Source organism: Bradyrhizobium yuanmingense, assembly GCF_029167105.1.
Taxonomy (GTDB): domain Bacteria; phylum Pseudomonadota; class Alphaproteobacteria; order Rhizobiales; family Xanthobacteraceae; genus Bradyrhizobium; species Bradyrhizobium yuanmingense_A.
On the sequence record NZ_JARFML010000012.1, the window covers coordinates 76,455 to 102,785 of the forward strand.

Annotated in this window: 24 protein-coding genes and 1 pseudogene; 16 read left to right on the top strand and 9 right to left on the bottom strand. The window is 61.8% G+C overall.

Translation table 11 applies throughout. The annotated features are described in order from the left end of the window. Positions 1-144: 144 nt before the first annotated feature. Together P0R31_RS17460 and P0R31_RS17465 are read left to right on the top strand one after the other, a co-directional pair. The gene (locus P0R31_RS17460; protein WP_275515125.1) at positions 145-879 is read left to right on the top strand and encodes an SDR family NAD(P)-dependent oxidoreductase; all 735 of its coding nucleotides are present in this window, start codon (positions 145-147) and stop codon (positions 877-879) included. 330 nt (positions 880-1,209) lie between these two features. After that, complete coding sequence (locus P0R31_RS17465; RefSeq protein WP_275515126.1) at positions 1,210-4,317, top strand: ABC transporter substrate-binding protein; 3,108 nt, start codon at positions 1,210-1,212, stop codon at positions 4,315-4,317. 85 nt (positions 4,318-4,402) lie between these two features. Here the strand turns inward: P0R31_RS17465 and P0R31_RS17470 are convergent. The 3 genes and pseudogenes from P0R31_RS17470 to P0R31_RS17480 all read right to left on the bottom strand — a co-directional run. After that, positions 4,403-5,002 (bottom strand): annotated as a pseudogene (locus P0R31_RS17470) (amidohydrolase family protein); the annotation flags it as partial. Positions 5,003-5,185: 183 nt separating this feature from the next. Continuing rightward, positions 5,186-5,710, bottom strand: coding sequence for a hypothetical protein (locus P0R31_RS17475; protein ID WP_275515127.1), 525 nt, complete (start codon positions 5,708-5,710; stop codon positions 5,186-5,188). A gap of 671 nt (positions 5,711-6,381) precedes the next feature. Then, positions 6,382-6,831, bottom strand: coding sequence for a hypothetical protein (locus tag P0R31_RS17480; RefSeq protein ID WP_275515128.1), 450 nt, complete (start codon positions 6,829-6,831; stop codon positions 6,382-6,384). Positions 6,832-7,119: 288 nt separating this feature from the next. On the opposite strand from P0R31_RS17480, the gene P0R31_RS17485 reads away from it, so the two are divergent. The 4 genes from P0R31_RS17485 to P0R31_RS17495 all read left to right on the top strand — a co-directional run bounded on the left by P0R31_RS17485 (position 7,120) and on the right by P0R31_RS17495 (position 9,966). Then, on the top strand, positions 7,120-7,680 hold the full coding sequence (locus tag P0R31_RS17485; protein ID WP_275515130.1) for a hypothetical protein: 561 nt from the start codon (positions 7,120-7,122) through the stop codon (positions 7,678-7,680). Between the two features lie 135 nt (positions 7,681-7,815). Beyond that, entirely contained in the window at positions 7,816-8,610 is a 795-nt protein-coding gene (locus P0R31_RS41085; protein ID WP_430516836.1) for a serine protease, read from the top strand. Positions 8,611-8,632: 22 nt separating this feature from the next. After that, positions 8,633-9,367, top strand: a complete 735-nt coding sequence (locus tag P0R31_RS17490; RefSeq protein WP_275515131.1) for a hypothetical protein — start codon at positions 8,633-8,635, stop codon at positions 9,365-9,367. Next, entirely contained in the window at positions 9,358-9,966 is a 609-nt protein-coding gene (locus P0R31_RS17495; protein ID WP_275515133.1) for a hypothetical protein, read from the top strand. Before P0R31_RS17490 ends, P0R31_RS17495 begins: the two co-directional genes overlap by 10 nt. 105 nt (positions 9,967-10,071) lie before the next feature. Here the strand turns inward: P0R31_RS17495 and P0R31_RS17500 are convergent, their stop codons facing one another. Continuing rightward, the gene (locus P0R31_RS17500) at positions 10,072-10,500 is read right to left on the bottom strand and encodes a hypothetical protein (protein ID WP_275515135.1); all 429 of its coding nucleotides are present in this window, start codon (positions 10,498-10,500) and stop codon (positions 10,072-10,074) included. A gap of 137 nt (positions 10,501-10,637) precedes the next feature. On the opposite strand from P0R31_RS17500, the gene P0R31_RS17505 reads away from it, so the two are divergent. Beyond that, positions 10,638-12,239: a hypothetical protein gene (locus P0R31_RS17505; RefSeq protein ID WP_343299325.1), complete on the top strand. Its 1,602-nt coding sequence runs from the start codon at positions 10,638-10,640 to the stop codon at positions 12,237-12,239. 126 nt (positions 12,240-12,365) lie between these two features. Here P0R31_RS17505 and P0R31_RS17510 read toward each other — a convergent pair whose 3' ends face one another. Continuing rightward, positions 12,366-13,250 (bottom strand): amidohydrolase family protein, encoded by an 885-nt coding sequence (locus P0R31_RS17510; RefSeq protein WP_036021159.1) that lies wholly within the window; start codon positions 13,248-13,250, stop codon positions 12,366-12,368. A gap of 341 nt (positions 13,251-13,591) precedes the next feature. On the opposite strand from P0R31_RS17510, the gene ykgO reads away from it, so the two are divergent. The 3 genes from ykgO (at position 13,592) to P0R31_RS17525 (ending at position 14,854) form a co-directional block, all read left to right on the top strand. Further along, the gene (gene ykgO / locus P0R31_RS17515; RefSeq protein ID WP_006611362.1) at positions 13,592-13,717 is read left to right on the top strand and encodes a type B 50S ribosomal protein L36; all 126 of its coding nucleotides are present in this window, start codon (positions 13,592-13,594) and stop codon (positions 13,715-13,717) included. A 116-nt stretch (positions 13,718-13,833) separates the two neighbouring features. After that, the gene (locus P0R31_RS17520; RefSeq protein ID WP_275515136.1) at positions 13,834-14,469 is read left to right on the top strand and encodes a tetratricopeptide repeat protein; all 636 of its coding nucleotides are present in this window, start codon (positions 13,834-13,836) and stop codon (positions 14,467-14,469) included. A gap of 124 nt (positions 14,470-14,593) precedes the next feature. Continuing rightward, positions 14,594-14,854: a hypothetical protein gene (locus tag P0R31_RS17525; protein ID WP_275515137.1), complete on the top strand. Its 261-nt coding sequence runs from the start codon at positions 14,594-14,596 to the stop codon at positions 14,852-14,854. 7 nt (positions 14,855-14,861) lie between these two features. Here the strand turns inward: P0R31_RS17525 and P0R31_RS17530 are convergent, their stop codons facing one another. Then, positions 14,862-15,044: a hypothetical protein gene (locus P0R31_RS17530; protein WP_028180446.1), complete on the bottom strand. Its 183-nt coding sequence runs from the start codon at positions 15,042-15,044 to the stop codon at positions 14,862-14,864. A 328-nt stretch (positions 15,045-15,372) separates the two neighbouring features. On the opposite strand from P0R31_RS17530, the gene P0R31_RS17535 reads away from it, so the two are divergent. Continuing rightward, a complete protein-coding gene (locus P0R31_RS17535) occupies positions 15,373-16,329 on the top strand; it encodes an alpha/beta fold hydrolase (RefSeq protein ID WP_275515138.1) in 957 nt (318 codons plus the stop codon). Positions 16,330-16,444: 115 nt separating this feature from the next. On the opposite strand, the gene cycA is transcribed toward P0R31_RS17535, so the two are convergent. Then, positions 16,445-16,840, bottom strand: a complete 396-nt coding sequence (gene cycA, locus P0R31_RS17540; protein WP_275515140.1) for a cytochrome c-550 CycA — start codon at positions 16,838-16,840, stop codon at positions 16,445-16,447. Between the two features lie 229 nt (positions 16,841-17,069). Here cycA and P0R31_RS17545 point away from each other — a divergent pair, with 229 nt between their 5' ends. Next, positions 17,070-18,563 carry an FAD-linked oxidase C-terminal domain-containing protein gene (locus P0R31_RS17545; protein ID WP_275515142.1) on the top strand — a complete coding sequence of 498 codons (1,494 nt, stop codon included), beginning with the start codon at positions 17,070-17,072 and terminating at the stop codon, positions 18,561-18,563. A 75-nt stretch (positions 18,564-18,638) separates the two neighbouring features. Here P0R31_RS17545 and P0R31_RS17550 read toward each other — a convergent pair whose 3' ends face one another. After that, positions 18,639-19,409 carry a hypothetical protein gene (locus tag P0R31_RS17550; protein ID WP_275515297.1) on the bottom strand — a complete coding sequence of 257 codons (771 nt, stop codon included), beginning with the start codon at positions 19,407-19,409 and terminating at the stop codon, positions 18,639-18,641. A gap of 112 nt (positions 19,410-19,521) precedes the next feature. Then, positions 19,522-21,099, bottom strand: a complete 1,578-nt coding sequence (locus tag P0R31_RS17555; protein WP_275515143.1) for a cation:proton antiporter — start codon at positions 21,097-21,099, stop codon at positions 19,522-19,524. 98 nt (positions 21,100-21,197) lie between these two features. On the opposite strand from P0R31_RS17555, the gene P0R31_RS17560 reads away from it, so the two are divergent. The 4 genes from P0R31_RS17560 (at position 21,198) to P0R31_RS17575 (ending at position 26,322) form a co-directional block, all read left to right on the top strand. Continuing rightward, positions 21,198-21,956, top strand: coding sequence for a tetratricopeptide repeat protein (locus P0R31_RS17560; protein WP_275515144.1), 759 nt, complete (start codon positions 21,198-21,200; stop codon positions 21,954-21,956). A gap of 309 nt (positions 21,957-22,265) precedes the next feature. Then, positions 22,266-23,657 carry a tetratricopeptide repeat protein gene (locus P0R31_RS17565; RefSeq protein WP_275515146.1) on the top strand — a complete coding sequence of 464 codons (1,392 nt, stop codon included), beginning with the start codon at positions 22,266-22,268 and terminating at the stop codon, positions 23,655-23,657. Between the two features lie 367 nt (positions 23,658-24,024). After that, positions 24,025-25,935 carry a propionyl-CoA synthetase gene (locus P0R31_RS17570; protein WP_275515147.1) on the top strand — a complete coding sequence of 637 codons (1,911 nt, stop codon included), beginning with the start codon at positions 24,025-24,027 and terminating at the stop codon, positions 25,933-25,935. Between the two features lie 120 nt (positions 25,936-26,055). Beyond that, entirely contained in the window at positions 26,056-26,322 is a 267-nt protein-coding gene (locus tag P0R31_RS17575; RefSeq protein WP_275515148.1) for a hypothetical protein, read from the top strand. Positions 26,323-26,331: the final 9 nt, after the last annotated feature.

Consider the following 26,331-nt stretch of genomic DNA (forward strand, 5'->3'; position numbering starts at 1 on the left):
GGACGTCTGCTTGAGCTTGCGCCGGCGTTGAGATGAGGTCTGAACGATCTGTCGACATTTTTTGGACACTTACCAAAAGGTGCATACTTGTCGATAGGTGGGTACGCCGCCAGCTCAGTGCAACCTCAATGAAGGGAGCACATCATGAGCAGACTACAAGGCAAGACGGCGGTGGTGACGGGCGGTGGAACGGGCATCGGGCTTGGAGCCGCCAAACGGTTCGTCGATGAAGGCGCGTTCGTCTACATTTTCGGGCGGCGGCAGGAGCAGCTCGACGCTGCGCTCGCGCAGCTGGGGTCCTCGGCGCGCGCCGTCAGGGGATCGGTCACCGATCTGTCCGACCTCGACAGGCTGTATGCGACGGTGAAAGACGAACGCGGCAACGTCGACGTCCTGTTCGCCAATGCGGGGACCGGCGCATTTGCGCCGCTCGGCCAGATCACGGTCGAGCATTACGATCAGATCTTCGACGTCAACGTGAGGGGGCTGGTGTTCACCGTGCAGAAAGCCCTGCCGCTGATGCGCAGGGGATCGTCGATCATCCTGACCGGCTCGAGCACGGGCGTGATGGGAACGCCGCAATTCAGCATCTACAGCGCGACCAAGGCGGCGATCCGCAATCTGGCGCGCAGCTGGGCGCTGGACCTGCGCGGCACGGGCATCCGCGTCAACGTGCTGTCGCCGGGGCCGACCAAGACGGAGCTGGCGCTGGAGGTCGTGGGCGAGGAAGCCTTCGACGCGCTCGGCAGCTCGACGCCCATCGGGCGCGTCGGCGACCCCAGCGAGACGGGCGCGGTGGCCGCGTTCCTGGCGTCCTCGGACAGCAGCTACATGACCGGCGGCGAGGTCTTCGTCGACGGCGGCTTGGCGCAGGTCTGAGCCGCGCGCACGTGAGGCTGAGGGCTTCGACCGCGGATCGAAGCCCTCAATGCTCTGATTCAAACGGTTGGTGCGACAGGCGTCAGCGTCCTCTGTCGACGTCTGTCGGAGCCTTGACCCAGATCAAAGGTCGGACGGTGCGAAAAAATAGCTTTTTGGGGCCCCGCATGCCTGACACAAACCCGTCCCGGACCGATGCCCGCTCCAGCGCGCCCGATGCTCTTGCGAATGCGAAATCGGGTCTCAGGGCCGCTCGTCGGCGCATTGCTCCGGCTCCTCGGATTTCTGCTGTTCTGGATTGCTCCCGGGCAAGCTCAAGCCCTCGAAAGAGTGTCTCTGCAACTCAAATGGCTGCACCAGTTCCAGTTCGCCGGCTACTACGTTGCTCTGGAGAGGGGCTTCTATCGGGATGCCGGGCTTGATGTCGAGATCAGGCCGGGCGGCCCCGGCATCGATGCGACGATCGACGTCGGCTCGGGCAAGGCCGATTTCGGCGTCTGCATGACCGGCGTCCTGTTGCCCCAGCCCGGCCTTGCGAAAATGACCGTGCTGGGCGTGATTTTTCAGCACTCTGCCGCAAACATCCTCGTCCCGAGCCGCGCCCGCATCAACGCTCTTTCGGAACTTACCGGCCACCGCCTGATGGATGCATCGGGCAGTGACGATCTTGCCGCCATGCTGAAGCAGCAGGGTGTGGACTATTGGGCGCTGCCGCGCGTCGAGCACACCGGCAACCCGCTCGACCTGGTCACGGGCAAGGCGGACGCGATGGTGTCCTATGTCACGAACGAGCCGTTTGTGCTCGAGCAGAACGGCGTTCCCTATCGTTCGTTCACGCCGAGAACTTTCGGCTTCGACTTCTATGGTGACAATCTGTGCACCACAGAGGGGCTATTGCGCCGCAAGCCGGAGATGGTGCGGGCTTTTCTCGCCGCGAGCCTGAAGGGCTGGGAGCAGGCCCTGGCCGACAAGCAAGAAACGGTCGAACTGATCCTCCGCAACTATCCCGTGATCAAGTCGCGCGAAGCCTTGATGTTCGAGGCGGTGCGAACCGAGGCCTTGATACAGCCGGGATTGATCAGGCTCGGCAGCCAGACGCCCGAGCGCTGGAGGGCGATCGCAAAGATCTATCAGGATCTCGGCCTGCTTCCGAAAGGCCGGTTGCCGGCACCGCCATTTCACGAACCTCTATCCGACAGGCTGGATCGCTGGATGACTCTCGCCGCGATCGGTGCAGTTCCAACGCTGGCCATCGCCGCGGCAATCGTCGCGTATCGCCGGTTTGCCTGGTCGAATTCCAGACAGCTGCGCCTGAGCCTCGTGATGGCCGGCTTGTTCGTCTGCCTCAGCATCCCGATTCTCATCTTCATCCTTGGCTTCAATCACCAGAAGAACAGCGAGGCCATCGTCGCGTTGCTGAAGGAGCAGACCGATAAATCCCGCTTCGCCACAATCGAGAGCATCGAGAACTTGATGCGCGGCGTCAACGGCATGCTCGGGCTGCTCTCCGAAGCAGTGGCGGCGCAGCCCTCCTTCTTCCGAACGGAGGACAGCCGCGATGCGCTCTATCGCGTCCTAACCTCGTCGAGCCAGATTGATGCCGCCTATGTCAGCTTCGAGGACGGCTATCATCGCGTGGTGACGCGCGTCGACCAGGATCGCAAACGGTCGGACAAGCAAATCCCGGCGGACGCCAATTGGCATTCGAGCTTTGTCGACCCGTTCTCCCTCGGGAATAATCGGAAGCGGTACCGCACATTCTACGATACTTGGCCGCACGCCATCGCGGCCTATGACGCACCATCCTCTCTCGACGTGCGGGCTCTCCCGGGCTACGGCGCAGCGCGCGATTCCAGAACGCTCTACGTCACGGCGCCCGCCATCAACCCGGATACCGGCTATCCCATCATTTCGGCGCGCTACCCGATCTACCGGGGAGACGGCCAATTCCTCGGCTGCGCGTCCGTCAACATCACTTTCGATGTCCTCTCGCGGTACCTCGCCAAGCAGCGGCCGAGCGTCAACAGCATGACGATCATCGCGGATCCCAACGACGGCAAAGTGGTCGCCTCGTCGGAACGCGAGAAGGTGATCAGCCTGGCGACAGGCTCGTTGCAGATTGCGACGCTGGCGAATATCGATGACCCAGACGTCCGTGAGGCCTACCGCCTGCACATCGAAACCAACCGGGATGATTTCGTGTTCACCTCGCGCCGGGACGGCCGCGAGATCAGCGCCTCGTTCGCCCGGTTTCCCGAGAGCTTCGGTAGCCCCTGGCAGTCGGTCATCCTGACGCCGACGGACGATTTCGTCGGGCAGTTGCGCGAGACGAACCAGAAGATCGTCCTCACGATCGTCCTGTTGACGGCGGTCGAGTTGATGCTCATTTTTCTGCTGGCGCGGCGGTTGACCCGTCCGCTGGAGAAGGTCACGCGCGAATTGGAGGCGATCGAGGATCTCTCCTTCGAGAAGCGGAGTGCAACCTCCTCCAGGATCAAGGAGATCGCTCAGCTGCAGAGCGCGGCAACGCTGCTGCGCAGCTCACTGCAGTCCTTCTCGTCCTTCGTTCCGGTCGAGGTGGTGAAGGGATTGGTCAAGTCCGGTGTCCCCCTCGCGCTCGGCGTAGAACGACGCTGCCTGACGATATTCTTCTCCGACATCGAGAACTTCTCGACCCTCGCAGAGCAGAAGGACTCGGACGTGCTGCTGCAGCAGATGTCCGCCTATTTCGACGTCGTGTCCCGCGCGATCGGCGAAGAAGAAGGCACCGTGGACAAGTTCATCGGCGACGGGGTGATGGCATTCTGGGGCGCGCCGGCCGTGATGGCTGAGCCGGCCTTGAATGCATGCCGTGGCGCGCTCCGTTCCCTGCGCCGAATCGAAGGCCTCAACGCGGGCTGGGCCGCGCAGGGGCTCTCGCCCTTCCGCGTGCGAATCGGGCTGAATACCGGCGAGGTATTGGTGGGAAATGTCGGATCGACCGACCGTTTCAGCTATACGGCGATGGGCGATGGCGTGAATGTCGCCTCACGGCTGGAAGGGCTCAACAAGCAGTTCGGCACCAACATCTGCGTGAGCGCGAGTGTCGTGCGTGCAGCCGGTGAAGCCGTCCTCGTGCGGCCGCTTCGTCAGGTGACCGTCAAGGGACGCGAGCAACGCTTCATGATTTACGAATTGCTCGGCATCGCGGGAGCCGACGATCCCGACCTGAGCGCACCGATGGGCGCCGCCGAACGGATCCAGTTGACCTCGCAGGCATCCGCGTTGTTCGAGGCTGGCAAGCTCGGCGATGCCCTGACCGCCTATCAAGCGCTACTTAGCCGATTTCCTGACGATCCTGTTGCCAAGGCGATGCTTTCGGCGCCCGAACTGCTTGCCGAAGCCCGGAGCGCCCTGGGAATGCCGAAGACGCAGCATGGCATCAACGATGCGCGATAATCGTTGACGATCTGTCGGTCCATGTTTGCGCATGAGAGCTTCGTTGCTCCGAAGCTCTCGATGCGCAGCGGCGATGATGGCCCGCTCAGATCCCCAGCAGCTTGCGTGCGTTCGCCTTCAGCACCTTCGGCCGGATCTCGTCGCGGATCTCGATCTTGGCGAAATCCGACAGCCAGCGGTCCGGCGTGATCACCGGCCAGTCGGAGCCGAACAGCATCTTGTCCTGCAGAATCGAGTTGATGTAGCGCACCAGGATCGGTGGGAAATACTTTGGCGACCAGCCCGACAGGTCGATGTAGACGTTCGGCTTGTGGGTTGCGACCGAGAGCGCCTCTTCCTGCCAGGGGAAGGAGGGGTGGGCGAGGATGATCTTGAGGTCGGGGAAATCGGCCGCGACGTCGTCCATGTACATCGGGTTGGAATATTTCAGCCGCATCCCCATGCCGCCGGGCATGCCGGAGCCGACGCCGGTCTGGCCAGTGTGGAACAGAGCGATCGCGCCGCCATTGTTGATCTCTTCGTAGAGCGGATAGGCCATGCGGTCGTTGGCGTAGAAGCCCTGCATGGTCGGATGGAATTTGAAGCCGCGCACGCCGTATTCCTCGATCAGCTTGCGCGCCTCGCGGGCCCCGAGCTTGCCCTTGTGCGGGTCGATCGAGACGAAGGGGATGAGGCGAATGTCCAAGACCATGTCTAGCTCCCTCGGCTCACGCCGGGGTCGGCTCAAGACAGGGAGCAATCTAGTTGTGCTAAGTAGGTCAGTATTCACCTTGCAGAGTGCTGTCGGAGATGATCCCACACGGCGTAGACAGCGAAGAGTTGCGGGCGCGCTGCCTGCTTACATGGCGGAGCAGGTTGTGCCAGCCCATTACTTCTTCTGAAGATGAATCTCGATAGGCGCATCACCTCGCAAGGAGCTTTCGGCTATTGTGGTACGTTCCGAGAAGCGATGACCTATCCGCGAAACTAGCTCAGCGTCGAGCGTGAGTGGGTATGCCGTTATTTTCTTGATTGGGATTTCAAGCAGGTAAGGCGGGCCATCTTGCTTCGTCGAGTTGTGGGATTTGCTCACCTTGTGACCCTTAGCATCAGTGATGGTCACCGTAATATCACTTCCACGAGGAACAGACAGCTTTTCAGAGTACGTAACCCGTATCTTAAACGAACTGCGCAAACGAGGGATAGCTGGCCCCTGGTTTCCAGCCGGCGGATCCGGTGCCGCTACCCCTTCTCCCTGCTGCTCCTGACTTTTGCCGGTCGGAGGCGATTGAGTGAATTCGTCAGATGGGGACTGTTTCGGGGGCGTAATTTGCTCGCTCGGTTGATCCTGAGACATCGACGGCCGCCCCGAGACTACGAAGCTTGCGGCGATCAACAGCGCGACAACGGTCATTTGTCTCATGCGACGCTCAGAGTTTTTCAATTGCGAACCCGCGAAGAACCCTATGCTGAATCAAAAGCTTTGGAAATAAGTCGGCTCGCCGAAGTGATGGTCAGGGGACGCGGGTTCGCCTCAACGCTAGATACTCTTGATCTCAGGGGCGGCAACATAAGGCGGTTGTTTTCTTTGGAGTTCAGCACAAAACATGAAGCGGGGCGGTACCCGCCGCGAGCTGTCGACCGGTCCCATGGAGATCTAGCGGCTTGGCGCGGCGCGCTTAGTTATCGCGGAGACATTCACGAAATCCCAGCGGCCCTCTGAACCTGCCCAATAGAACACGTACCGACCCGCAAGACTTGCACTTACTATTCTTTTCGTGGTGCCGTCATCGAAAGACACCTGCACTACCTCCGAGCACCGAGAACAAGGAATAACTGTCGTTTGACCGGGAGCTATTTGTGTCGCCCTCCATGATGAAGCGCCGTCCCAGGTAGAAAAAGCGAGCGTCTGATCGGCGAGGTTGGTTACTAGTATCGAATGGGAATCAATCGCACGGGGCGCATTCAGGAGAGCCTCCGGGAACTGCCGATTTGAGGGCTCTAATGGTGGCCGAGGGCTCTGGGCAAGCACTGACGTAGCCGCGATGACGCTTATGCAAACAACAAGTCTGCCGATTGGCTTTCTCATTGAGGCCCTCGAGGTGTGACGTCGTTTTCGCTCTGTTGCTTCTGGTTGGGGCGGGTAGTTTCCAGTTTTCCCAGCATGTAACCGATAATGGTGCCGAACAGGCCAAATGCAGGAGCAATCTGGTCGTTGCTATACCCAGCTGTCACCAGCACCAGAGTGCCAACAATTACGATTACAACAGTGACCGCCTTTGCGACGTCCTCGGTGTTTCGATTGGGGACGCTCCTGAAATGCGATAGTAGGAGTAAGATTATGATCAGGCCAAAGCCCAAGATGATGCATGTCAACCAGAACTCGTAAGGCGTTCTGGAGCTGAAGAACTGCGCTAGATCCAGGTTCTGCAAGTTGCCTCCCGTTTTCGGATTGGGCAGATCTGGCGGTGGTGGGATTGCCTGAACTTGCACCCAAGGATTTGGCAGGACCAGATCAAGTCGATGAAGGATCATGTGCAAGCTCCCCGAACTGGCTGGTCGTGATCTTCTTTGATGGTATCGGAAGACGCTGCAAGGCGGACGCGTTGGCCGATAGAACGCAATGGGTCAGCGGGGCTGCCTGCTCGATAACTGCTGTGACGTCGGAGCCTGATGGGCGCACGTTCGCCGATCTCATTCAAAGGTGTGCGATCAATTTTAGGTAGAGTCTGACCCGAATGATACTTGAAACTTCTGATGGTCAGTATAAGGTTCGGGGGGTTGGTAGGATAGACATGCCTGAACCGTCCCGAGGCGAGCTATATGCGAGCGGGGCTTGCTAGTTTTGGATTATTGATTTTTCAGGTCATCGCAGCTGACCTTCAAGCAGCGTCGGCTGCTAATGAAGGATGCGTAGCCGTTTGGGCCACTAGATTGAATGAACCCCATGAGTTCGAAAACCGTCGGACTCAGTTTCGAATAAGTGATCAGTTTGTGCTGTGCATCAGACTAGACATCGATGCCTATGTAAGTATTTGGGATGCCCCTCCTCATGGCGACGTATCAAGACTATATCCAAACATAGCTACTCACAGGGATAACGCGACAGTCCGTGCGGTGAAGCTATCGCCGAGCAAGCAGCAGTGCTTTGGATTGCCTGGTACATTCCCACTATTTTTCCCATCTGAGCAGGGCGTGGGCACGGGTAAGCTTTCCGTCGTTGTGACGACTTCTTTGGATAGTCAGCCGCCGTTGCAGGCCTACAAGATTCCCGGCGAGACGATAGCACCCGCTGCCAAAGAGCAGGTTTCAAGAAACTATCGGAGCGCCGCAACCTGCGGAGACAAGATAGAAGAATATTTGGAATACGCGATATCGCGGTAGTCTCGAATCCATATTACGCGCTGTCCTTGGGCAATTGAGATGAAGAGCAAGTTCGACAACTCGTCTGACGCGAGGCTTATACGAGGTGTCTTGTCGCTTCCTCTGGCCTTCGGGGTGCTTGTATCTGGACAGTCAATGAGCTTCGGAGAGGAGTTTTCCTGCATTGAGCCTGTGACGAAGCAAGGACAGTATCGAATCGTGGGAGGGACGGACGCCGATCCGGCCCAGTGGCCGTTCTTAGTAGGGATTTTTGCACCAAACTTCGGGGCTCCCTTTTGCGGAGGCAGTCTCATCAATAGGCAGTGGGTAGTGACGGCTGCGCATTGCGTGGTTGTCAGTCCAGGCGTGGTCAAATCATCGATGAGCGTGCGCCAGTCGGCGCCAAACGGCCAACCCAGGGGTACAACGTCCCAAGTGGCGCGCGTCATCCCCCATCCGGAATTCGACAGCGCCGCACGTAAGAATGATGTGGCGTTGCTTCGACTGGTCGCCCCACTAAATATTGAGACCAGGAAGGTTGCAATGCTCGCAACGCCCGACACAGAAAATGCCTGGAGTGGGGTGAGCGCTTGTGCGGCTGTTGCGGGCTGGGGCTGGAGGCTGACCGTTGAACGTTCAAGCATTCCGGGACGTCTACAAGCAGTGAACGTTCCGATAGTTGACCAGCAAGATTGCAGAACAGCATACCAACCTAACTACGACGTCCAAGCGAAGGCACATATATGCGCTGGATACATGCGAGGCGGGAAAGATAGCTGCTTTGGCGACAGTGGCGGTCCGTTGATCGTAAGAGCGGGCCCAACCGGAGCACTGCTAGTTGGTATTGTTAGCTTCGGCGAAGGCTGTGCCCTCCCCAATCAGCCTGGCGTGTACACGCGCGTTTCCAGCTATGTGGACTGGATTACCTCGACTATCGAGCAGAATCGGTAGCCTCGGCTGAGGGGAGGTCAGAATGTCGATCACAAGCGAGCGGCGACAATTCATCAAAGCACTATTGATTTGTGGCTGCACAGTTTGCCTGTTGCCCCCGGAACGAGCGAAAGCCCAAGGACGAAGCTACTGCGGTGCCTCTAGCAGTCGAGCAGCGCTTAAGGACCTTGTGCCGCTGCAGTCGTACTCAAATCCGGCAATTTCTGTTTATGTATCGCGTGAGGATGACTACCTTGCTGCTTTTTTCGGAACGCGCGCCGGCATCTATATCGATGAAAGCGATCCAAATGCTTACATGGACTACGATCGCAACCTGATTGCCGTGGGTGGGCGTTACTTGAAGAGATATGCTCCTCAGCCTTTTGGTCTACTCAAGATCTCTGGAATATTGGCGCACGAGGAGAGCCACATTTTTCAAATCAAGTGGAAAATCAACTCTATGCTTGAAGATGTCCGAGGGCACGAAATCAAGTTTGTCGAGCTTCACGCTGATTACTTGGCCGGCGCCTATATGGCATGGCGCCAATCCTACCGGGGCGTCGATCCTGCTGAAATATCAGCTCTCTTCTTTGAACTTGGCGACAATTCGGTCGGCACGATCAGTCATCACGGAACGCCTCAAGAGCGCTTCCTGACATTTCAAAGCGGCTATCGCGAATTTCTCGGTGCCAGGCAGAAAGATCCTTCTGCCGATGTCATCACAGCAGCCACGCTCGGCCTAAAGTTCTTGGGCTCCATGATGAAGAGTTGGGGCTGAACATGTGTTTAGTAGTTCGATTGTTTGCCGTTGCGGCATTGGGTATGGCAACCGTCTTCACGATCCAGCACGCTAGCGCGCAATATCGAGCGAGTGTTGGCTGTTCTGCCGAAAAGATTGATAGCTTGAGTGAGGCGGCCTCGCTCGAGGAGCTTGAGTGCAAGTGCTTCAACAGATGTCCACAGCCTTCGCCCCTTCCGACGCCGTCCCCTGCAAACGTGTTCGGGTGTGAGAAAGGGAAGTTGATCGCGTGGCTCGACAACCACGGTGTTTACGGCGGTCAACTTGACCCCTCCATCTACGATGATCAGGTCGATTGGATAGTCGGCGGAAAGCTGTCGACGAAGAAGCGGTCTGAAATTGCCAAGGAGGAGGAGGACTTCAGGAAGGTATATCCAGTGCAGAGCTATATCACGAAATCATCTTCAGCAGCAGTGGTCGGGGGGCAATGCGTACTCACGCAACGACTTGATGTCCATAAGCAAAGGTCTAATGGAAAGGAAGTGTTCGGTACCTTTCGGATTGTGTTCGGTATCAGGACGAACGTCGACCCGCCGCGTATCGTGCAGCAGTACATCGATGTGCTGTCGGGCCGCTAGCGTAGATTTCAGCCTCTGATGGCCGATAGCTCAGGGGATATAGCTCAGCGGACAATGCGAGAGAACGACAATCTCCTGGGGGCTGCACGACCCAGCGCGGCCGTATTACTGGGGTTTCATCCGAATTTGGATGATTCCGTGTGCTTCCGATTCCGCAAGCGTGACGTTCTCGTTAAAATGGTGACCTAGCTTGGAAGCAAGGTTGGCATCAATCGTCAGAGGATATGCCACAGAACTCTTCATTGGGACTGTCACAACATAAGGAGGCGCGTCTTGGGTCGTTTTGACCGCTTTCGCAAAAATATTCCGACCTGCCGCGTCCTGGATCTTTATCGCCAGGTCACTGCCGCGCGGGACCAGTATTCGCTGCGAGTACGTTAGCTCGAGGTTCAGAGACGGTGATGCTCGGCTGTGGGAGCGGGCTTCGGGCTCAACGACAGCAGCAGTCAGGTACTCATTCGCACAAGCAACCGCACTGCCCACGACCATGCTGCTGATCAGGGCAAATGAAAAGAATGAGGAGCTCTTTTTCATATCTAACACCGCCGGTCCACGACGAGGTTAGGACAAGATAGTTAAAAGTCGGTGACCAAACCTTGATTTTCCGATGGTGTAAATGTGGCGATTACGAAGCGAAAAGAGATACTTGAGCTTCCTCAGGAGACGTGGGCATGAGCGGCGACTTTGGCGGCCACCAGCGTCCGGCCGTCAGCGAGAGGACCATGCTCCGGAAACCTCCGCGGTTCCGCTGGTGGATGGTCTACTCCGCGCTACTATTTTGTCTCCTCGCGGCCGTCTGGATGCGTCGCACGACGCCGACTGAAAGCGTCGCCCCGGCGAGGGTGGATGGCGGCAACCATGAAACAGAGCTCAGACAACGCGGCGCAGCGATGCTGATCGCTGCGCAAAAGGCAAGGCTGAAGGGCGCGGCGCTGGGACCACAGCCGGATACGATGGCCAGGCGGCAGGCCGGAGCGCCAGATCCGGAGCCGGACACAGTTGCGACTTCGACCGCGCCGCCGGCGACAGCACCGGCCACGATCGCATCACTACCCGAGCCGCAAGGATCGACGCCGGCCCCGGCCGTGTCGCCTGATGTTCAGCCGCCAGGATCGGAACAGGAAGCGATACGGCGACAACCTGAAGCCCAAGCACCAGCCCAAGCCCCGCCATCGAACGCCGTCACGCCGCCGACAGAGGATCTGGCACCGCGATCCGACACGATCGAAACATTGCCTGATGCACAGGGATCAAAGCCGGAGACGGCCGTGACTTCACCCGACGTGCAGACATCAGAGCCGGAGGTCGACATAGCCACGCCGCAACAAGCCATGGAGCAAAGACCGAGGTTGAAAACGCCCGCTCCGCCCTCCGATAAGCAGAGACCGGGCAGCCAAGGTCAGGGCAGGAAGGAAGAGAAGGACCTCAATGCAGATAAGGTTCTTGCCGTGCCGCAACTCAATTTGCCAGACGATGTAGCCCAGAAGGTTGGCCACAAAGTTTGGCTGAACGAAACGGGTGGCAATCGTGATGCGATCACCTCATGGAACGCAGGCGAGGAGTTTGCATCACTTGGCATAGGCCATTTTCTCTGGTTTCCGGCGGGCAAGCCGGCGCCGTTCGAGGAGAGTTTTCCGCCGATGCTCGAGTTCCTGCGCCAACAAAATGCGCATCTGCCTTCTTGGCTCGACCAGACTCCCATTCCCCCCTGTCCCTGGACAAATCGTGCGGATTTCCAGAAGAACTTCAACTCGCCTCAAATGAGGGAGTTGCGCCAGTTCTTGCTCGACACCGTTGCAGGTCAGGCCCAATACTTGGTGACGCGAGCGCAAGGTGCGCTGGCCAAGATCTTGCAAACCTCGCCGGACGGCGCGCAGCGCACGCACATCATCACCCAGTTCTCGCGCATGGTACAGGCTTCGAAAGATCTCTATCCTCTTGTCGACTACATCGAATTCAAGGGGGAGGGCATCAACCCGGAAGAGACGGCATTCGACAAGCAAACCGGCGAGCGCCAAGGCTGGGGTCTGAAGCAGGTGCTTCTCAAGATGAATGGCACGACAACGGATTCGAGGGCGGTGCTCGCTGAATATGCCGATGCCGCGCAGTCCGTTTTGCGGCAGCGGGTTCGCAATATTCCAGCCAACCGCGCGTGGGAACCCGGCTGGTTGCGTCGCGTCGATACTTATCGTCGCCCCCTTGTCGAGGTGGCGTCGAACTCCAAATTGGCAGGAGGCAAGTTGTCGCGCGCAAAGAGCCGGGAGCGCAAATAGCATTCAGTAGCTGTTGGTGGGATGCAATCGGCCAGAATGATTTCGATCCCCCCGGAAGTCTGAGGCTTTGAGCATCCAAACGAAGGGGCTTCGATCGTCGCGATCGAAGCCCTCGATGCCTTGATGCTAGATCCCCAGCAGCTTCCTTGCGTTGGCTTTCAGCACCTTCGGTCGGATCTCGTCGCGGATCTCGATCTTGGCGAAATCCGACAGCCAGCGGTCCGGCGTGATCACCGGCCAGTCCGAGCCGAACAGCATCTTGTCCTGGAGAATCGAGTTGATGTAGCGCACCAGGATCGGTGGGAAATATTTCGGCGACCAGCCCGACAGGTCGATGTAGACGTTCGGCTTGTGGGTCGCGACCGAGAGCGCCTCTTCCTGCCAGGGGAAGGAGGGGTGGGCGAGGATGATCTTGAGGTCGGGGAAATCGGCCGCGACGTCGTCCATGTACATCGGGTTGGAATATTTCAGCCGCATCCCCATGCCGCCGGGCATGCCGGAGCCGACGCCGGTCTGGCCGGTGTGGAACAGCGCGATCGCGCCGCCATTGTTGATCTCTTCGTAGAGCGGATAGGCCATGCGGTCGTTGGCGTAGAAGCCCTGCATGGTCGGATGGAATTTGAAGCCGCGCACGCCGTATTCCTCGATCAGCTTGCGCGCCTCGCGGGCCCCTAACTTGCCCTTGTGCGGGTCGATCGAGACGAAGGGGATGAGGACATCGAGATGCTCGGAGGCGATCTCCAGCATCTCCTCGTTCTTGTAGCGGCGGAAGCCGGTCTCGCGCTCGGCATCGACAGGGAAGATCACCGCGGCGATGTTCTTGGAGCGGTAATAGGCCGCAGTCTCCGGCACTGTCGGCGGATGCTTGTGCGGCGACTTGAAATACTCCGCCATCTGCGCCTGGAAGTCGTCATAGCCGTCGTCGGGATGGGTGCCGCAGGGCTCCTCGGCATGGGTGTGGATGTCGATGGCGACGACTTTATCGATATCAGGCAGCTTCAGCTTTGGCATGGTGTCCTCCCGACGGGTTGCCGAATTGATTATAGGATATAACGAATTTGGCAAGGCGCTGGCGGCGGCGAAAGCGCAGGCCCCGACAGTCTTTGCCGGGCCTGACCTCCAATGCGCCGGATAGGGCCGATCCGGCCGCTTCTACTGTGCATGGGGTTGTTTTCACAATTTTGCTCGTTGGAGGCCAGGCAGTTAACATTGACATGACCTCCCGCCATGCCTTAAGAACCGCTCCGTCCCGGGCGGTCGGTCCGCCAGCGGGAAAAATCTCATTTTGCCACATTCGCGCGTGCCGAAACGGTAGTGCCGAACACGGCCTTTCGAACGTTCAGGATTCTGCCATGAAGGTCCGTAACTCGCTGAAATCGCTGCGCGGTCGCCATCGCGCCAACCGCCTGGTCCGCCGCAAGGGCCGGGTCTATGTGATCAACAAGGTGCAGCGCCGCTTCAAGGCGCGCCAGGGCTGATCTGAGCGGCTGATCCCGGCCGGGCGCCGCTGCGCGCCCCGCAAGACCACGGTCTCACACGAGTTTGACGCCGCCTTTGCTTTGCAAGGGCGGCTTTGCGCGTTTAGACTTTCACCATGGCAGTGAGATTCCGTTTCGCGCGCACCCTGTGTCTGGCCCTTGTGCTGGGAACCGCCGGCCTTGCTCCGGCCGCCCTGGCCCAGCAGGTCGAGCCGCCCGGCAAGCAGAAGAAGCTGCCCGAGGCGCCGTCGAAGCTGCCGAAGGTCGACCGCAGCAAGAATCTCGATTTCCTGTTCGGCGCGCTGAAGGCGGCGCCCGACGAGGCCAGCGCCAAGCATGTCGAGGCGCGGATCTGGGCGATCTGGCTGCAGACCCCGAGCGACACCGCCGCGCTCCTGATGTCTCGCGCCAAGACCGCGGTCGATGCGAAGAAGATCGACGTCGCGATCAAGCTCCTGGATTCGATCATCAAGCTCAGGCCCGATTACATCGAGGCCTGGAACCGGCGTGCGACGCTCTATTACATGCAGAACGACTATGGCCGCTCGCTCGCGGACATTCAGCAAGTGCTGATCCGGGAGCCCCGCCATTTCGGCGCGCTCGCCGGCCTCGGCATGATCATGCAGGAGGTCGGGGACGAGAAGCGCGCGCTCGAGGCCTACCGCAAGGCGCTCGCCGTCAATCCGCACCTGGAAAAGATCCCCGACCAGGTCAAGGCGCTGACCGAGAAGGTCGAAGGCCGCGACATCTAGCTATAACTCGATCATTTCTTGAGCGATCGCGGCCGGCGCGGATTAACCACGATCCGAGCCAGGGCGTCGCAAGGACTATTGCGGGGCCTGTTGCAGGCCTACCTGCATGGCAGGAGCGAAAGCCATGAAGCGTTTGATGGTCGCAGCGATCTTGCTGCTCGCGTCGGGAACGGTGAGCTTCGCCGACGGACTGTTCTGGGTGGTCGGCAACCGCGCCACCGGCAAATGCACCATCGTGACCAGCAATCCAGTCATTTACGGCGACATCTGGTTCGGCGACGGTCCCTACAAGTCCAGGGCCGATGCCAAGCTTGCCCGCTCGACGATCCGCGCCTGTCCCCCGGTCACGCCCGAGGAAGAAAAGCAGGAGGACGGGACGAACTAGCCGGCCTTCAGTGCAGAACGCTGCTGCCGCGCTCGACCAGGCCGCGGTCGGCGGCTGCGGCGTAGGCCTTTGCCAGCTCGGTCTCGAGATGCTCATTGATCAGGAGCAGCGCCCGCACGGCACCGCGCAGGTCGCCGTTGCAGCTCGCCACGATTTCGTCGATTGCAGTATCGTTCGATCTGAAGCTCATCGAAAATTCTCCGGTTCAAACCAGGACAATCCTGCCGGTCTTTCCCGCGTCCCCTGACGTTGCGAGGAGGATCGGCGCCCACCCGCGCCTAGATGGCGGAACCGACCATGGCGATTATATGGAAGCTGCGATGACGCCCGCATGAAGCTGGTCCGAAGCCTGCGCCCGGCTTAGAATGGCTCTGATTTCATTAAGTTTTCTCGATCAGCAATTATGCACATATCCACAGCCCCAGCATTTTTGGTGGAAGCGCGCACCGCCGGCGGCGAAACTGCCGCCCGATCAGACCCGTAACTGCCCCGTGCCCAGGATCACCCGGATTCTCTCCATGATCGTGATGTCAGTCGTGACGGCGCTGGTCCTGCTGGCGCTGCTCACGCAGGCCGGAGTCGTCGCCGTGCAGCGGGCCTTTCCGCCGCAGGGGCGCATGATCGAGGTCGAGGGCGCCGCGCTTCACGTCGTCGAGATCGGCCCGCGCGAGGCCGCCCCGCCGATCGTGATGCTGCACGGCGCGAGTTCCAACCTCGAAGCGATGCGGCGGCCGCTCGGCGATCTCCTCGCCCGGGATCATCGCGTGATTCTGGTCGACCGCCCCGGCCACGGCTGGAGCACGCGCGCCAGCCGGCAGGATTCGACCCCGCAGATCCAGGCGCGCATGATCGACGAGGCGCTCGGCAAGCTCGGGATCGATCGTGCGGTCTTCGTGGTGCATTCCTGGAGCGGCGCCCTCGGCGCGCGGATCGCGCTCGATCATCCGCGCCGCGTGGCAGGTCTCGTGATGCTCGCGCCCGTCACGCATCCCTGGCGCGGCGGTGTCGGGCGCTACAACGAGATCATCGCAACGCCCGTGATCGGCCCGCTGCTCGCCTACACCATCACGCTGCCGCTCGGCTATTTCATCACCGAAGCCGGCGCCCGCAACGTATTCCTGCCGCAGACCATGCCGGATGGTTTCGTGCAGGACTCCGCGACGCCGCTCTTGCTGCGCCCGCGCGAGTTCATCGCCAATGCCTATGATCTGGTGACGCTGAAGGAGGCGGTCGCCGCGCAAGTCGCGCGCTATGGCGAGATCACGGCGCCTGTCACGATCATTGCCGGCGAGCCCGACAAGACAGTGAGAACCGCCATCCACGCGCGTCCGTTCGCTGCGGCGGTGTCGAATGCAAAGCTGATCGTGCTGCCCGATCTCGGCCACATGGTGCAGAACGCCGTGCCGGATCTCGTGAAGGCGGAGATCGAGACGATGATCGGACACATCGCCCCGGTGCAGGCGGCCGCCGACTAAACCGTTCTCGAGCGAGGTGGAAACCGGTTCGCGTGAAGAAACGCGTCAGAACAAGAAAGCCAGAGCTTCGATCTGACCCAATCAGAACCGAAGCTCCAGCATCCGCCTCGTGCGCTTACTGCTTGATCTTCCCATCCTTGTCGTATTGGGCAAGGAAGGCCCACAGATTGTTGATCTCCGTCTCGTTCTTGATGCCGGCGAACGCCATCTTGGTGCCGGGGATCTTGGCCTTGGGATCCTTGATGTATTCCTTGAATGTGGCCTCGTCCCAGGTGATGCCCGAATTCTTGTTGGCATCCGTGTAGCTATAGCCCTCAGCCGCTCCCGACTTGCGGCCGTTGAGGCCGTTGAGCTCCGGGCCGACCTTGTTCTTGGCGCCTTCGCCGATCGCGTGGCAGGCCAGGCACTTGTTGAACGATGTCTTGCCGGCCGCGACATCCTGCCCCATCGCGGCGGGTGCGGTGGCAATGACGGTGAGGATCGTCAGCGCGCCGAAAGTCAGTTTTGTCATAAGTGTGCTCTTCGTCTCTTCCCGGGTCAGATGGAGGGTCGTGGTTTTGGCAGGTCCGATGCAAGTGGACAAGCCGCGAAACTTTGACAGGTTTCCTGCTAGCAGACTTGCCCCAGAGAGAACTTGCGCTGCAACAAAGCAATGCGACCTTCGGAGGACCTACCCAAAGGCGACGAGACGTGATTGATTTGCCGAGATAATTCCATCCGTCGGACGAAGGCTTCTTAAAATGGCCATCATGATGCCAGCAAGCGACCAGGCCGTGCTGGCGCGTCGCAGCGAAATCGTCGCCGCCCTGCGCGCAATCGTGCCGGGCGAGGGCGTGATCGACAGCCTCGCCGAGATGCGGGCCTATGAATCCGACGGGCTGACCGCCTATCGGCAGCCGCCGATGGTTGTGGTGCTTCCGGATACGACCGAGCAGGTCTCGCTCGTCCTGAAATATTGTGCCGCGCAGAACATCAAGGTGGTGCCGCGCGGCTCCGGCACTTCGCTGTCCGGCGGCGCGCTGCCGCTCGAGGACGGCGTGCTGCTCGGCCTCGGCAAGTTCAAGCGCATCCGCGAGATCGATTTCGACAACCGCGTCGTCGTCACCGAGCCCGGCGTCACCAACCTCGCAATCAGCCAGGCGGTCGCCCATGCCGGCTTCTATTACGCGCCCGATCCGTCCTCGCAGATCGCCTGCTCGATCGGCGGCAACGTGGCGGAAAATTCCGGCGGCGTGCACTGCCTGAAATACGGCATGACCACCAACAACGTGCTCGGCTGCGAGATCGTGCTGATGAGCGGCGAGATCCTGCGCATCGGCGGCAAGGGCTGCGAGAATCCCGGCTATGACTTGATGGGTGTCATCACCGGTTCCGAGGGCCTGCTCGGCGTCATCACGGAGATCACGGTGCGCATCCTGCAGAAACCCGAGACGGCGCGCGCGCTGATGGTCGGCTTCGCGCAGGTCGAGGCGGCCGGCGAATGCGTGGCCCGCATCATCGGCGCCGGCATCATCCCCGGCGGCATGGAGATGATGGACAAGCCCGCGATCCACGCCGCGGAGGCCTTCGTCCATGCCGGCTACCCGCTTGATGTCGAAGCGCTGCTCATCATCGAGCTCGACGGGCCCAAGATCGAGGTCGACGAGCTGATCACGCGCGTCGAGGCCATTGCGAACGCCTGCGGCTCGACCACCTGCCAGATCTCGACTTCGGAGGCCGAGCGCAACCTGTTCTGGGCCGGCCGCAAGGCCGCGTTCCCCGCGGTGGGCCGCATCTCACCCGATTATCTCTGCATGGACGGCACCATCCCGCGCGGCGCGCTGCCGAAGGCGCTCGCCCGCATCCGCGAACTCTCGGAAAAGTACCAGCTCGGCTGCGCCAACGTGTTCCATGCCGGCGACGGCAATCTGCACCCCCTGATCCTCTACGATGCCAACAGGCCCGGCGAGATCGAGCGCGCCGAAGCCTTCGGCGCCGATATCCTGCGCGCCTGCGTCGAGTTCGGCGGCGTGCTCACCGGCGAGCACGGCGTCGGCATCGAGAAGCGCGACCTCATGCCCGACATGTTCAGCGAGATCGACCTCAACCAGCAGCAGCGCCTGAAATGCGCCTTCGACGCGCAGGGCCTGCTCAATCCCGGAAAAGTATTTCCGACCCTGCACCGCTGCGCCGAGCTCGGCCGCATGCACGTCCACGCGGGCAAGCTGGCGTTCCCGGATTTGCCGCGGTTCTAGGCTCCACCGTGACGGGTGCAACCTCTCCCAGGATGACGGATTTGATGCTCGGGACGACAGCGGCGTGTTGGCCGCCTACTGCGCCAGCGCCAGGATGCCGCCGGCAAATGCGCGCCACGCCGCCGTTTCGCTGACCGGCCAGTTGAGCACCTTCACCGCCAGAAGCGCGAGCGTGCCCGTGATGTACACCGGGTGCACGCGGCCCTCGGCGCACCAGTCGCGCACCATGGCGACGACGAGCAGAAGGGAGGCGACCACAGCAGGCGCGATCGTCACGGGCACCGGCGGCGGGCCGGGCGGTCCTGATGGTGCGAGGAAGGTCAGGAACCAGCGCGCGATCGCGGCGTCGAGGATCGAGACCGCCGCGAGCAGCATCAGGCGCTTGTGAACCTCGAGCCTGCGCGTGTTCATGACGGCGAGCGCGAACACCACGGCAAAGAATGCGATGCCGCTCAGCGGCACGATCGAGAAGGCGATGCCGGCATCGGCCTGTCCGAGCGCCGCGGCGTTCTTCATCGAGGTCACGGACGCGAAGAAGCCAAAAATGACCATCGCGGTCGCAAGCGAGACGCCGACGATGCCGAACGAGCGGTGGTTGACCACACGGCCGGAGGCTGCGAGCCAGGTCTGGAGCACGAAGTACAGCGACCAAGTGAAGAACAAGAGTCCGTGAAAATGGATCACCGGGCTTGTGGACAATGTCCGGTGAGCGAGCGGCACCCAATAGGTCGGTGCGAAGCCGAGAAAGGCAGTGGCGGCGCAGGCGAGCGCCATGTGGAGATAAAAATATCGTGCAGGCGAGGCATCACGCGCGCGTACACGACGGTCGTCGATCAGGGTCGTCATCATGGGTGAGTCTGGAGAGGCGGGGTTTGGTTCAAGCTTCGGGATGCTGTGTGTGACTCGGCGCACGTTGCTGAGCGCCGAAACTCTTGTCCGGGGCGACAGCGGAGAGATATCATCCGCCCGCGCTCAATTCTGCGCGATCAAGTTCCTCCTCGAGCCGATGAAACGCATCGTCGCCGATCACCTCGGTGGCGCGCAGGTCGAAGATCGCTTTGCGCGCGGCCTCGATAGCGCGGCGGCGCAGGGGATCGGCGGGCAGTTCGCCGTTGCTGATGCCGCCGTTGGGATCGGTCTCGGCCTGCATCAGGATGGCGCGATATTCGAGCCGCAGGATTTCCGCCTCCTCCGACGGATCGCTCTCGATCGCATCGAGCGCGGCGCGATAGGCCACGGCGCGGCCGCGGGCGACCTCGATGCCGACGGGATCGTCGTCCTTGAGGTTGAAAGCGAGGATCAGCGGCCGCAGCGTCAGGCCCTGGATCACCAGCGATCCCAGCACCACCGCAAACGCGATGAAGACGATGAAGTCACGATAGGGAAAGTTTTCCGGCAGGGCAAAGGCGGTGGCGAGCGTGACGAGGCCGCGCATGCCGCACCAGGAGATGATGAGCCCGCCCTTGGGCGAGGCCACCTGCTGCGGATCCTTGGGCTGATAGACCCCCTGCGCGATCAGCACCCGCAGGCTCGTGCGATAGAACGTCACCCAGAACAGGCGTACCAGGATCACCGTAAGCAGGATCCAGGCGGCGGCCACGCAGTATTCCCAGCGCACGTCCGCATCCAGCCGCGTCCAGATCGGCCGCATCTGCATGCCGATCAGCATGAAGGCGAGCACGTTGAGCACGAACACGGTCGTCTCCCACACCGCATAGGACGGCACCCGCAGCCGCGCCGGGATGCGGGCCGGCGCGGTGCGCGCGACCGTGATGGCGTAGACCACGATGGTGAGGATGCCGGAGAGGCCGAGATGCTCGGCGGCGATCCAGACCATGAAGGTGGTGGCGAACTGCACGATGATGGCGCTCGGCGCCTCCGTCACCCGCTCCATGAACAGCGGAATGATGCGGCCTGCGGCCAGACCCGCGATGACGCTGCCGACCAGCGCCAGCGCCATGGTCGGGGCGACCTGGCTCCAGGTCAGATGCTCGGTGGCGACCGCGCCGACGGCGATGCGATAGATCAGCAGCGCGCTGGCATCGTTGAGCAGGCTTTCGCCCTCCAGCACCTTGACCATGCGGTGGGGCAGCTTGACCTGGCTCAGGATCGCAACCGCAGCGGCCGCATCCGGCGGCGCCACGATGGCGCCGAGCGCGACCGCGGCGGCCCAGGGCATGTCGGGCATCAGCCGGTGCGCGACATAGGCCACGGCGGCCGTGGTCAGGCCGACCGCGGCCACCACCAGGGTCGAGACCGGAACCCAGTTCTTGCGAAGGTCGCGCAGCGACGTGTCGAAGGCGGCATCGAGCAGGACCGGCGCGACAAAAAGGGCAAGGGCGAGGTCCGGCTCCAGCGTCCAGGACGGGCTCGACGGCACGAAGGCGATCAGCGCGCCGCCGATGGCGAGAAAGGTCGGGTAGGGCACCTTGATCCGCCGCGCCAGCGCCGATAAGCCAACCGCGCCGAGCAGCAACACAATGATCCATTCGAATGTCGACACGATGATCCCCGAAGCCGATTTCAGCGGCGCCACAAGCTAGCACCAATCCGGCCGTATGATGGATAGTGCGGCTTCAAGGCAAGAGCTTAACCAAGAGCTTAACATCGACGACAAGGCTTCGACTGCAACGCATGCGTTCTCTCATTCAGCTGATCGGCGCCGGACTGCTCTATGCGCTCTCGTTCGCCCGGGCCGATGCCGCGACCGGCGGCGAGCCGGTGGCTGTGACGCAGGTCGATGTCGCGCCCTGCCTCGCCGCGGCCGCAGCCGATGACATGGACAAGGCCGCCACTGCCTGCGCCGAAGTGATCGACAACGAGAAGACGGCGAAGGGCGATCTGATCAAGGCCCTGATCGCGCGCGGTGAGCTCTATGCGCGGCACGATCAGGTCGACCGTGCCATCGCCGACGACAGCCGTGCTCTTCTGCTCGATCCCGGCCTTGCCGACGTCTTCAATGCGCGCGGCGAACTCTGGCTGAAGAAGGGTGACAAGCCGAAGGCGGTGCAGGATTTCGGCGCAGCGCTCAGGATCGATCCGAACCACGAGAAGGCCAAAGCCAATCACAAGGCGATGGCGCGCGAGATCGAGCGGATCGGCGCGCAGATGGCGGTCGCCGGCAAGCCCAGCTTCAATTGCGGGCGAGCGCGTCGGGCGGTGGAACGGGCGATCTGCGGCAATCGCGAGCTCGCCGATCTCGATCGCGAGGTCTTTGCCTCCAATGCCCGTGCGATCCGGGAGGCGCGCAATGCGGCCGAGGCCAAAGCGCTCCAGCGCGAGCAGGACGAGTTCATCGCGCGCCGCAATGCCGATTTCGGCCGGCCGGGATACGACCTGAAGAAGGCGATGCAGCAGCGCTTGCAGCGGCTGAACGGTATGGATGGATATTGAGTCCTTGCCTCTCCCCTGCGTGCACGCCTCGTCCTTCGAGACGGCGCTTACGCGCCTCCTCAGGATGAGGCTAATTGGCGTCAGTGCCCGCTGAAACTGCAGCCGTGCACTCCGTCCTCATCCTGAGGAGCCCGCCTGAAGCGGGCGTTTCGAAGGATGCTGCAGGGAAAAGCTCTCATATGCGATAGTCCCAGCCCCAAGCGGGGCGAGGGAGAGCCGGCAGCGCTCCGTCCCTCCCAGGCCCGGTTTGAACCCATCGCTTGCCAGCTGCGACAACGGTGAGAACCCGACGTCACGGAGCCCAATGTCATGTGCGGCACTCACGCCTCCGCGCAAGCGCTTTCGCCTGCCAAAATCTCGCTTCGCGCCCTCTTTCTCGGCGCGGCCATGAGTTTCGTTCTCGCGGCTCCCGCCGCGGCGAGCACCGAGTGCGTGCTGGGAAGCAAGGCCGCCCCGGCCGAGTTGATCTCCGCGTGCAGCGCCATCATCGACCAGACCGCCAATTCGGCCGCCGAACGCAGCGCGGCCCTCGTCGTCCGCGCCGAAGCCAATGCGCAGACCCTTGGAGGCCAGTCACAGGCGCTGCGGGATCTCGACCGCGCCATCGCGCTCGACGGCAAGAACGCGAAGGCCTGGCGCGTGCGCGGCGATCTCCTACGCGAGGCCGGCGGCGACCTCAATCGCGCCGCGGCGGATCTGACCAAGGCGATCGAGCTCGACCCGCAGGATGCCGAAGCCTACGAGTTGCGCGGCGTCGTCTACACCAATCAGCGCCGTCTCGACCGCGCGCTCGCCGATTACGACCAGGCGATCAAGCTGAAGCCGGACGATGCGCAAGCCTGGTCTGACCGCGGTGTGGCCTATTATCTCGGCGGCGACAACGAGAAGGCGATCAGAAATTTCGACGAGGCGCTGCGGCTCGATCCCAACCGCGCGCGCACCTACACCAATCGCGGCGCGGCCTACAAGAAGCTCGGCCAGCTCGACAAGGCGGTCGCCGACGACGGCGAGGCGATCAGGCTCGACCCGAAGGTGCCGGAATATTACGACAACCGCGGCCTGACCTATGCTGCGATGGGCGAGTACGACAAGGCGATTGCCGACTACGACCAGGCGATCCGGCGGGAGCAGCGCGCCAACTTCCTGACCAACCGCGGCGATTCCTACCAGTTCAAAGGCGAGCTCGGGGCGGCGCTGAGCGACTACGAGGCTGCGCTGAAGCTCGATCCGAATTTCGCGAAGACCTACAATAACCGCGCGGTGCTCTACAAGAAGATGGGCGAGCGCAAGAAGGCGCTTGCCGATTATGAGACGGCGCTGAAGCTGGATCCCGGCAACGAGAATGCAGCGAACGGCCGCCGCAGCATGATTGCCGAGATCGCCAGGTTCGGCGCGGCGTCGCCGGGCCCAATGCATGCGCGCTCGGCCGACGATAGCGGTCCGTCCTTCAACTGCGCCACCGCCAAGCGCGAGGTCGAGAAAGTGATCTGCGCCGATCCGCAGCTCGGCGTGCTCGACCGTCAGATCGCCGAGACCTATGAACGCGTGCTGAGGGCTTCCAAAGGACGTTCCGCTAGCGACCTGCGCAAGACCCAGCGCGAGTTCCTCACGACGCGCAATGCGAGCTTCCGCCGCCCCGGATACGATCTGAAGAAGGTCATGCAGGACCGCTTGCAGCGGCTGAACGCGATGGAGAGCTGAGAGGCGAAGGAGCTGAAGCCTTGCGGCTGGTTCCGTAACCTCTCCCGCCTGCGGGAGAAATCGACGCGCTCGGAGAGCGCGGCGGGTGAGGGCTCTCTCCTCTTGGGGACCTCATGAATTTTGCACGATCCCAACGCGGAGACACCCCCACCCTAACCCTCCCCGCAAGCGGGAGAGGGAGCCGACTGCCGATGCCGCGCAAGCTTCACGCCTCTCCGCCAAAAAACCCATCCTTTTCAGCTTGAACCGCGGCCCGTTCCCGGGAAAATGGCTCCAAACAAGGCCGGCAATTGATCCTGGTCATGGCGGGGCGCCTGTCCTGCCACGAGGTTCAAGCCAGGTGAATAAAGGGAACGGGAGCGCGGGAATGAACATCCAGGGCAAAGGTCGTTATCACGAGGTCCACGCGCGCTCGCTGGCGGATCCGGAAGGCTTCTGGGCCGAGGCGGCGAAAGAGATCGACTGGATCGAGCCTGCGACGAAGATCTTCGATCCCTCGCAAGGAACCTACGGCCGCTGGTTCGCCGGCGGCGTCGTCAACACCTGCTACAACGCCCTTGACCGCCACGTCGAACGCGGCCGCGCCGACCAGGTCGCGCTGATCCATGATTCGCCGCTGACGGGCTCGGTCACCAAGCTCACCTATGCCGAACTGCTGAACGAGGTCCAGGCGCTCGCCGCAATCATGCAGGATTTCGGCATCGCCAAGGGCGATCGTGTCATCCTCTATATGCCGATGGTGCCGGAGGCGGTGGTCGCGATGCTCGCCTGCGCGCGGCTCGGTGCGGTGCACTCGGTGGTGTTCGGCGGCTTTGCCGCGAAAGAGCTTGCCACCCGCATCGACGATGCGCAGCCCAAGCTCATCCTGTCCGCCAGCTGCGGCATCGAGCCCGGCCGCATCGTGCAGTACAAGCCGCTGCTCGACGAGGCGATCAAGCTTGCCAGCAGCAAGCCGAAGGCCTGCATCGTGCTGCAGCGTCCGCAGCTCACCTGCGAGATGACGCCGAGCCGCGATTACGACTGGGCCAGCCTGCGCCGCAAGGCGCTGAACGACGGCAAGCGCGCGGCTTGCGTGCCTGTCGCCGCGACAGACCCGCTCTACATCCTCTATACCTCGGGCACGACGGGCGTGCCGAAGGGCGTCGTGCGCGACAATGGCGGGCATCTCGTCGCGGTGAAATGGTCGATGTTCAACCTCTACGGCGTCGAGCCGGGCGAGGTCTGGTGGTGCGGCTCCGACATCGGCTGGGTGGTCGGCCACAGCTACATCGTCTACGGCCCGCTGCTGCATGGCGCGACCACGATCATGTACGAGGGCAAGCCGGTCGGCACGCCCGACGCCGGCGCGTTCTGGCGCGTGATCTCCGAGCACAAGGCGGTGGCCTTCTTCACCGCGCCGACGGCCTTCCGCGCCATCCGCAAGGACGACCCGGAAGGGAAATTCATCCGGCAGTACGACCTCTCGAAATTCCGCACGCTGTTTCTCGCCGGCGAGCGTGCCGATCCGCCGACCGTCGAATGGGCGGAGCAGCAGCTGAAGGTACCGGTGATCGACCATTGGTGGCAGACCGAGACCGGCTGGTGCATCGCCGGCAATCCGGTCGGTCTCGGCATGCTGCCCGTGAAGCACGGCTCGCCGACGGTGCCGATGCCGGGCTATCAGGTCGATGTCGTCGACGAAGCGGCAAAGCCGGTCGGCCCCAACACCATGGGCTCGATCGTCATCAGGCTGCCGATGCCGCCGGGCTGCCTGCCGACGCTGTGGAATCAGGACGCGCGCTTCAAGGAGGCGTACTTGAGCGAATTCCCCGGCTATTACAAAACCTCCGACGCCGGCTACAAGGACGAGGACGGCTATGTCTTCGTGATGGGCCGCACCGACGACATCATCAACGTCGCCGGCCATCGCCTCTCCACCGGCGGCATGGAGGAGATCTTGGCCTCGCATCCCGATGTCGCCGAATGCGCCGTGCTCGGCGTCAAGGACGCGATCAAGGGCGAAGTGCCCTGCGGCTTCCTGGTGCTGAAGGCGGGCGTGAAGCGCCCGCCCGCCGAGATCGAGAAGGAGATCGTCGCGCTGGTGCGCGACAAGCTCGGCCCGGTCGCCGCGTTCAAGCTCGCCATCACGGTCGGCCGCCTGCCCAAGACGCGCTCCGGAAAGATTTTGCGCGGGACCATCAAGAAGATCGCCGATGGTGAATCCTGGACCATGCCGGCGACGATCGAGGATCCCAAGGCACTCGACGAGATCGGCGAGGCGCTGAAGGGACGGGTATGAGTTTGCCCTGCTGTCATGCCCGGGCTTGACCCGGGCATCCATCAATGAGCAAGCACTTGCCATGATTTCGATGGATTGCCGGGTCAAGCCCGGCAATGACGAATGAGACAGGACGATCAAATGTCAGCCAAACTCGCGCAATATGGGGCAATCTCTCTGCTCGCCGTCGCTCTCTCCGCCTGCTCGGCGCGCTACCAGAATCCGGTGGCGGTGGGCGGCGACGACGACGATGCCGTCTGCCAGAGCCGGGGCTATGCGCAGGGCTCGCCGGAATACGTGGCCTGCCGCAAGGACCGCGACGTCCAGCGCAACGCCGCCACCGCCCGTGCCGACCGCCGCCAGCGCGATCTCGGCGAGTACATGCTGAACAATCCCGTGCGGCCGTGATGTGAGCTA

Excerpts from the sequence above, each read along its gene's own strand:
- P0R31_RS17460 (WP_275515125.1), top strand. The coding sequence starts at position 145 with ATGAGCAGACTACAAGGCAAGACGGCGGTGGTGACGGGCGGTGGAACG.
- P0R31_RS17475 (WP_275515127.1), bottom strand. The coding sequence starts at position 5,710 with ATGACCGTTGTCGCGCTGTTGATCGCCGCAAGCTTCGTAGTCTCGGGG.
- P0R31_RS17480 (WP_275515128.1), bottom strand. The coding sequence starts at position 6,831 with ATGATCCTTCATCGACTTGATCTGGTCCTGCCAAATCCTTGGGTGCAA.
- P0R31_RS17485 (WP_275515130.1), top strand. The coding sequence starts at position 7,120 with ATGCGAGCGGGGCTTGCTAGTTTTGGATTATTGATTTTTCAGGTCATC.
- P0R31_RS41085 (WP_430516836.1), top strand. The coding sequence starts at position 7,816 with ATGAGCTTCGGAGAGGAGTTTTCCTGCATTGAGCCTGTGACGAAGCAA.
- P0R31_RS17490 (WP_275515131.1), top strand. The coding sequence starts at position 8,633 with ATGTCGATCACAAGCGAGCGGCGACAATTCATCAAAGCACTATTGATT.
- P0R31_RS17500 (WP_275515135.1), bottom strand. The coding sequence starts at position 10,500 with ATGAAAAAGAGCTCCTCATTCTTTTCATTTGCCCTGATCAGCAGCATG.
- P0R31_RS17505 (WP_343299325.1), top strand. The coding sequence starts at position 10,638 with ATGAGCGGCGACTTTGGCGGCCACCAGCGTCCGGCCGTCAGCGAGAGG.
- P0R31_RS17510 (WP_036021159.1), bottom strand. The coding sequence starts at position 13,250 with ATGCCAAAGCTGAAGCTGCCTGATATCGATAAAGTCGTCGCCATCGAC.
- ykgO (WP_006611362.1), top strand. The coding sequence starts at position 13,592 with ATGAAGGTCCGTAACTCGCTGAAATCGCTGCGCGGTCGCCATCGCGCC.
- P0R31_RS17520 (WP_275515136.1), top strand. The coding sequence starts at position 13,834 with ATGGCAGTGAGATTCCGTTTCGCGCGCACCCTGTGTCTGGCCCTTGTG.
- P0R31_RS17525 (WP_275515137.1), top strand. The coding sequence starts at position 14,594 with ATGAAGCGTTTGATGGTCGCAGCGATCTTGCTGCTCGCGTCGGGAACG.
- P0R31_RS17530 (WP_028180446.1), bottom strand. The coding sequence starts at position 15,044 with ATGAGCTTCAGATCGAACGATACTGCAATCGACGAAATCGTGGCGAGC.
- P0R31_RS17535 (WP_275515138.1), top strand. The coding sequence starts at position 15,373 with ATGATCGTGATGTCAGTCGTGACGGCGCTGGTCCTGCTGGCGCTGCTC.
- cycA (WP_275515140.1), bottom strand. The coding sequence starts at position 16,840 with ATGACAAAACTGACTTTCGGCGCGCTGACGATCCTCACCGTCATTGCC.
- P0R31_RS17545 (WP_275515142.1), top strand. The coding sequence starts at position 17,070 with ATGGCCATCATGATGCCAGCAAGCGACCAGGCCGTGCTGGCGCGTCGC.
- P0R31_RS17550 (WP_275515297.1), bottom strand. The coding sequence starts at position 19,409 with ATGACGACCCTGATCGACGACCGTCGTGTACGCGCGCGTGATGCCTCG.
- P0R31_RS17560 (WP_275515144.1), top strand. The coding sequence starts at position 21,198 with ATGCGTTCTCTCATTCAGCTGATCGGCGCCGGACTGCTCTATGCGCTC.
- P0R31_RS17565 (WP_275515146.1), top strand. The coding sequence starts at position 22,266 with ATGTGCGGCACTCACGCCTCCGCGCAAGCGCTTTCGCCTGCCAAAATC.
- P0R31_RS17570 (WP_275515147.1), top strand. The coding sequence starts at position 24,025 with ATGAACATCCAGGGCAAAGGTCGTTATCACGAGGTCCACGCGCGCTCG.
- P0R31_RS17575 (WP_275515148.1), top strand. The coding sequence starts at position 26,056 with ATGTCAGCCAAACTCGCGCAATATGGGGCAATCTCTCTGCTCGCCGTC.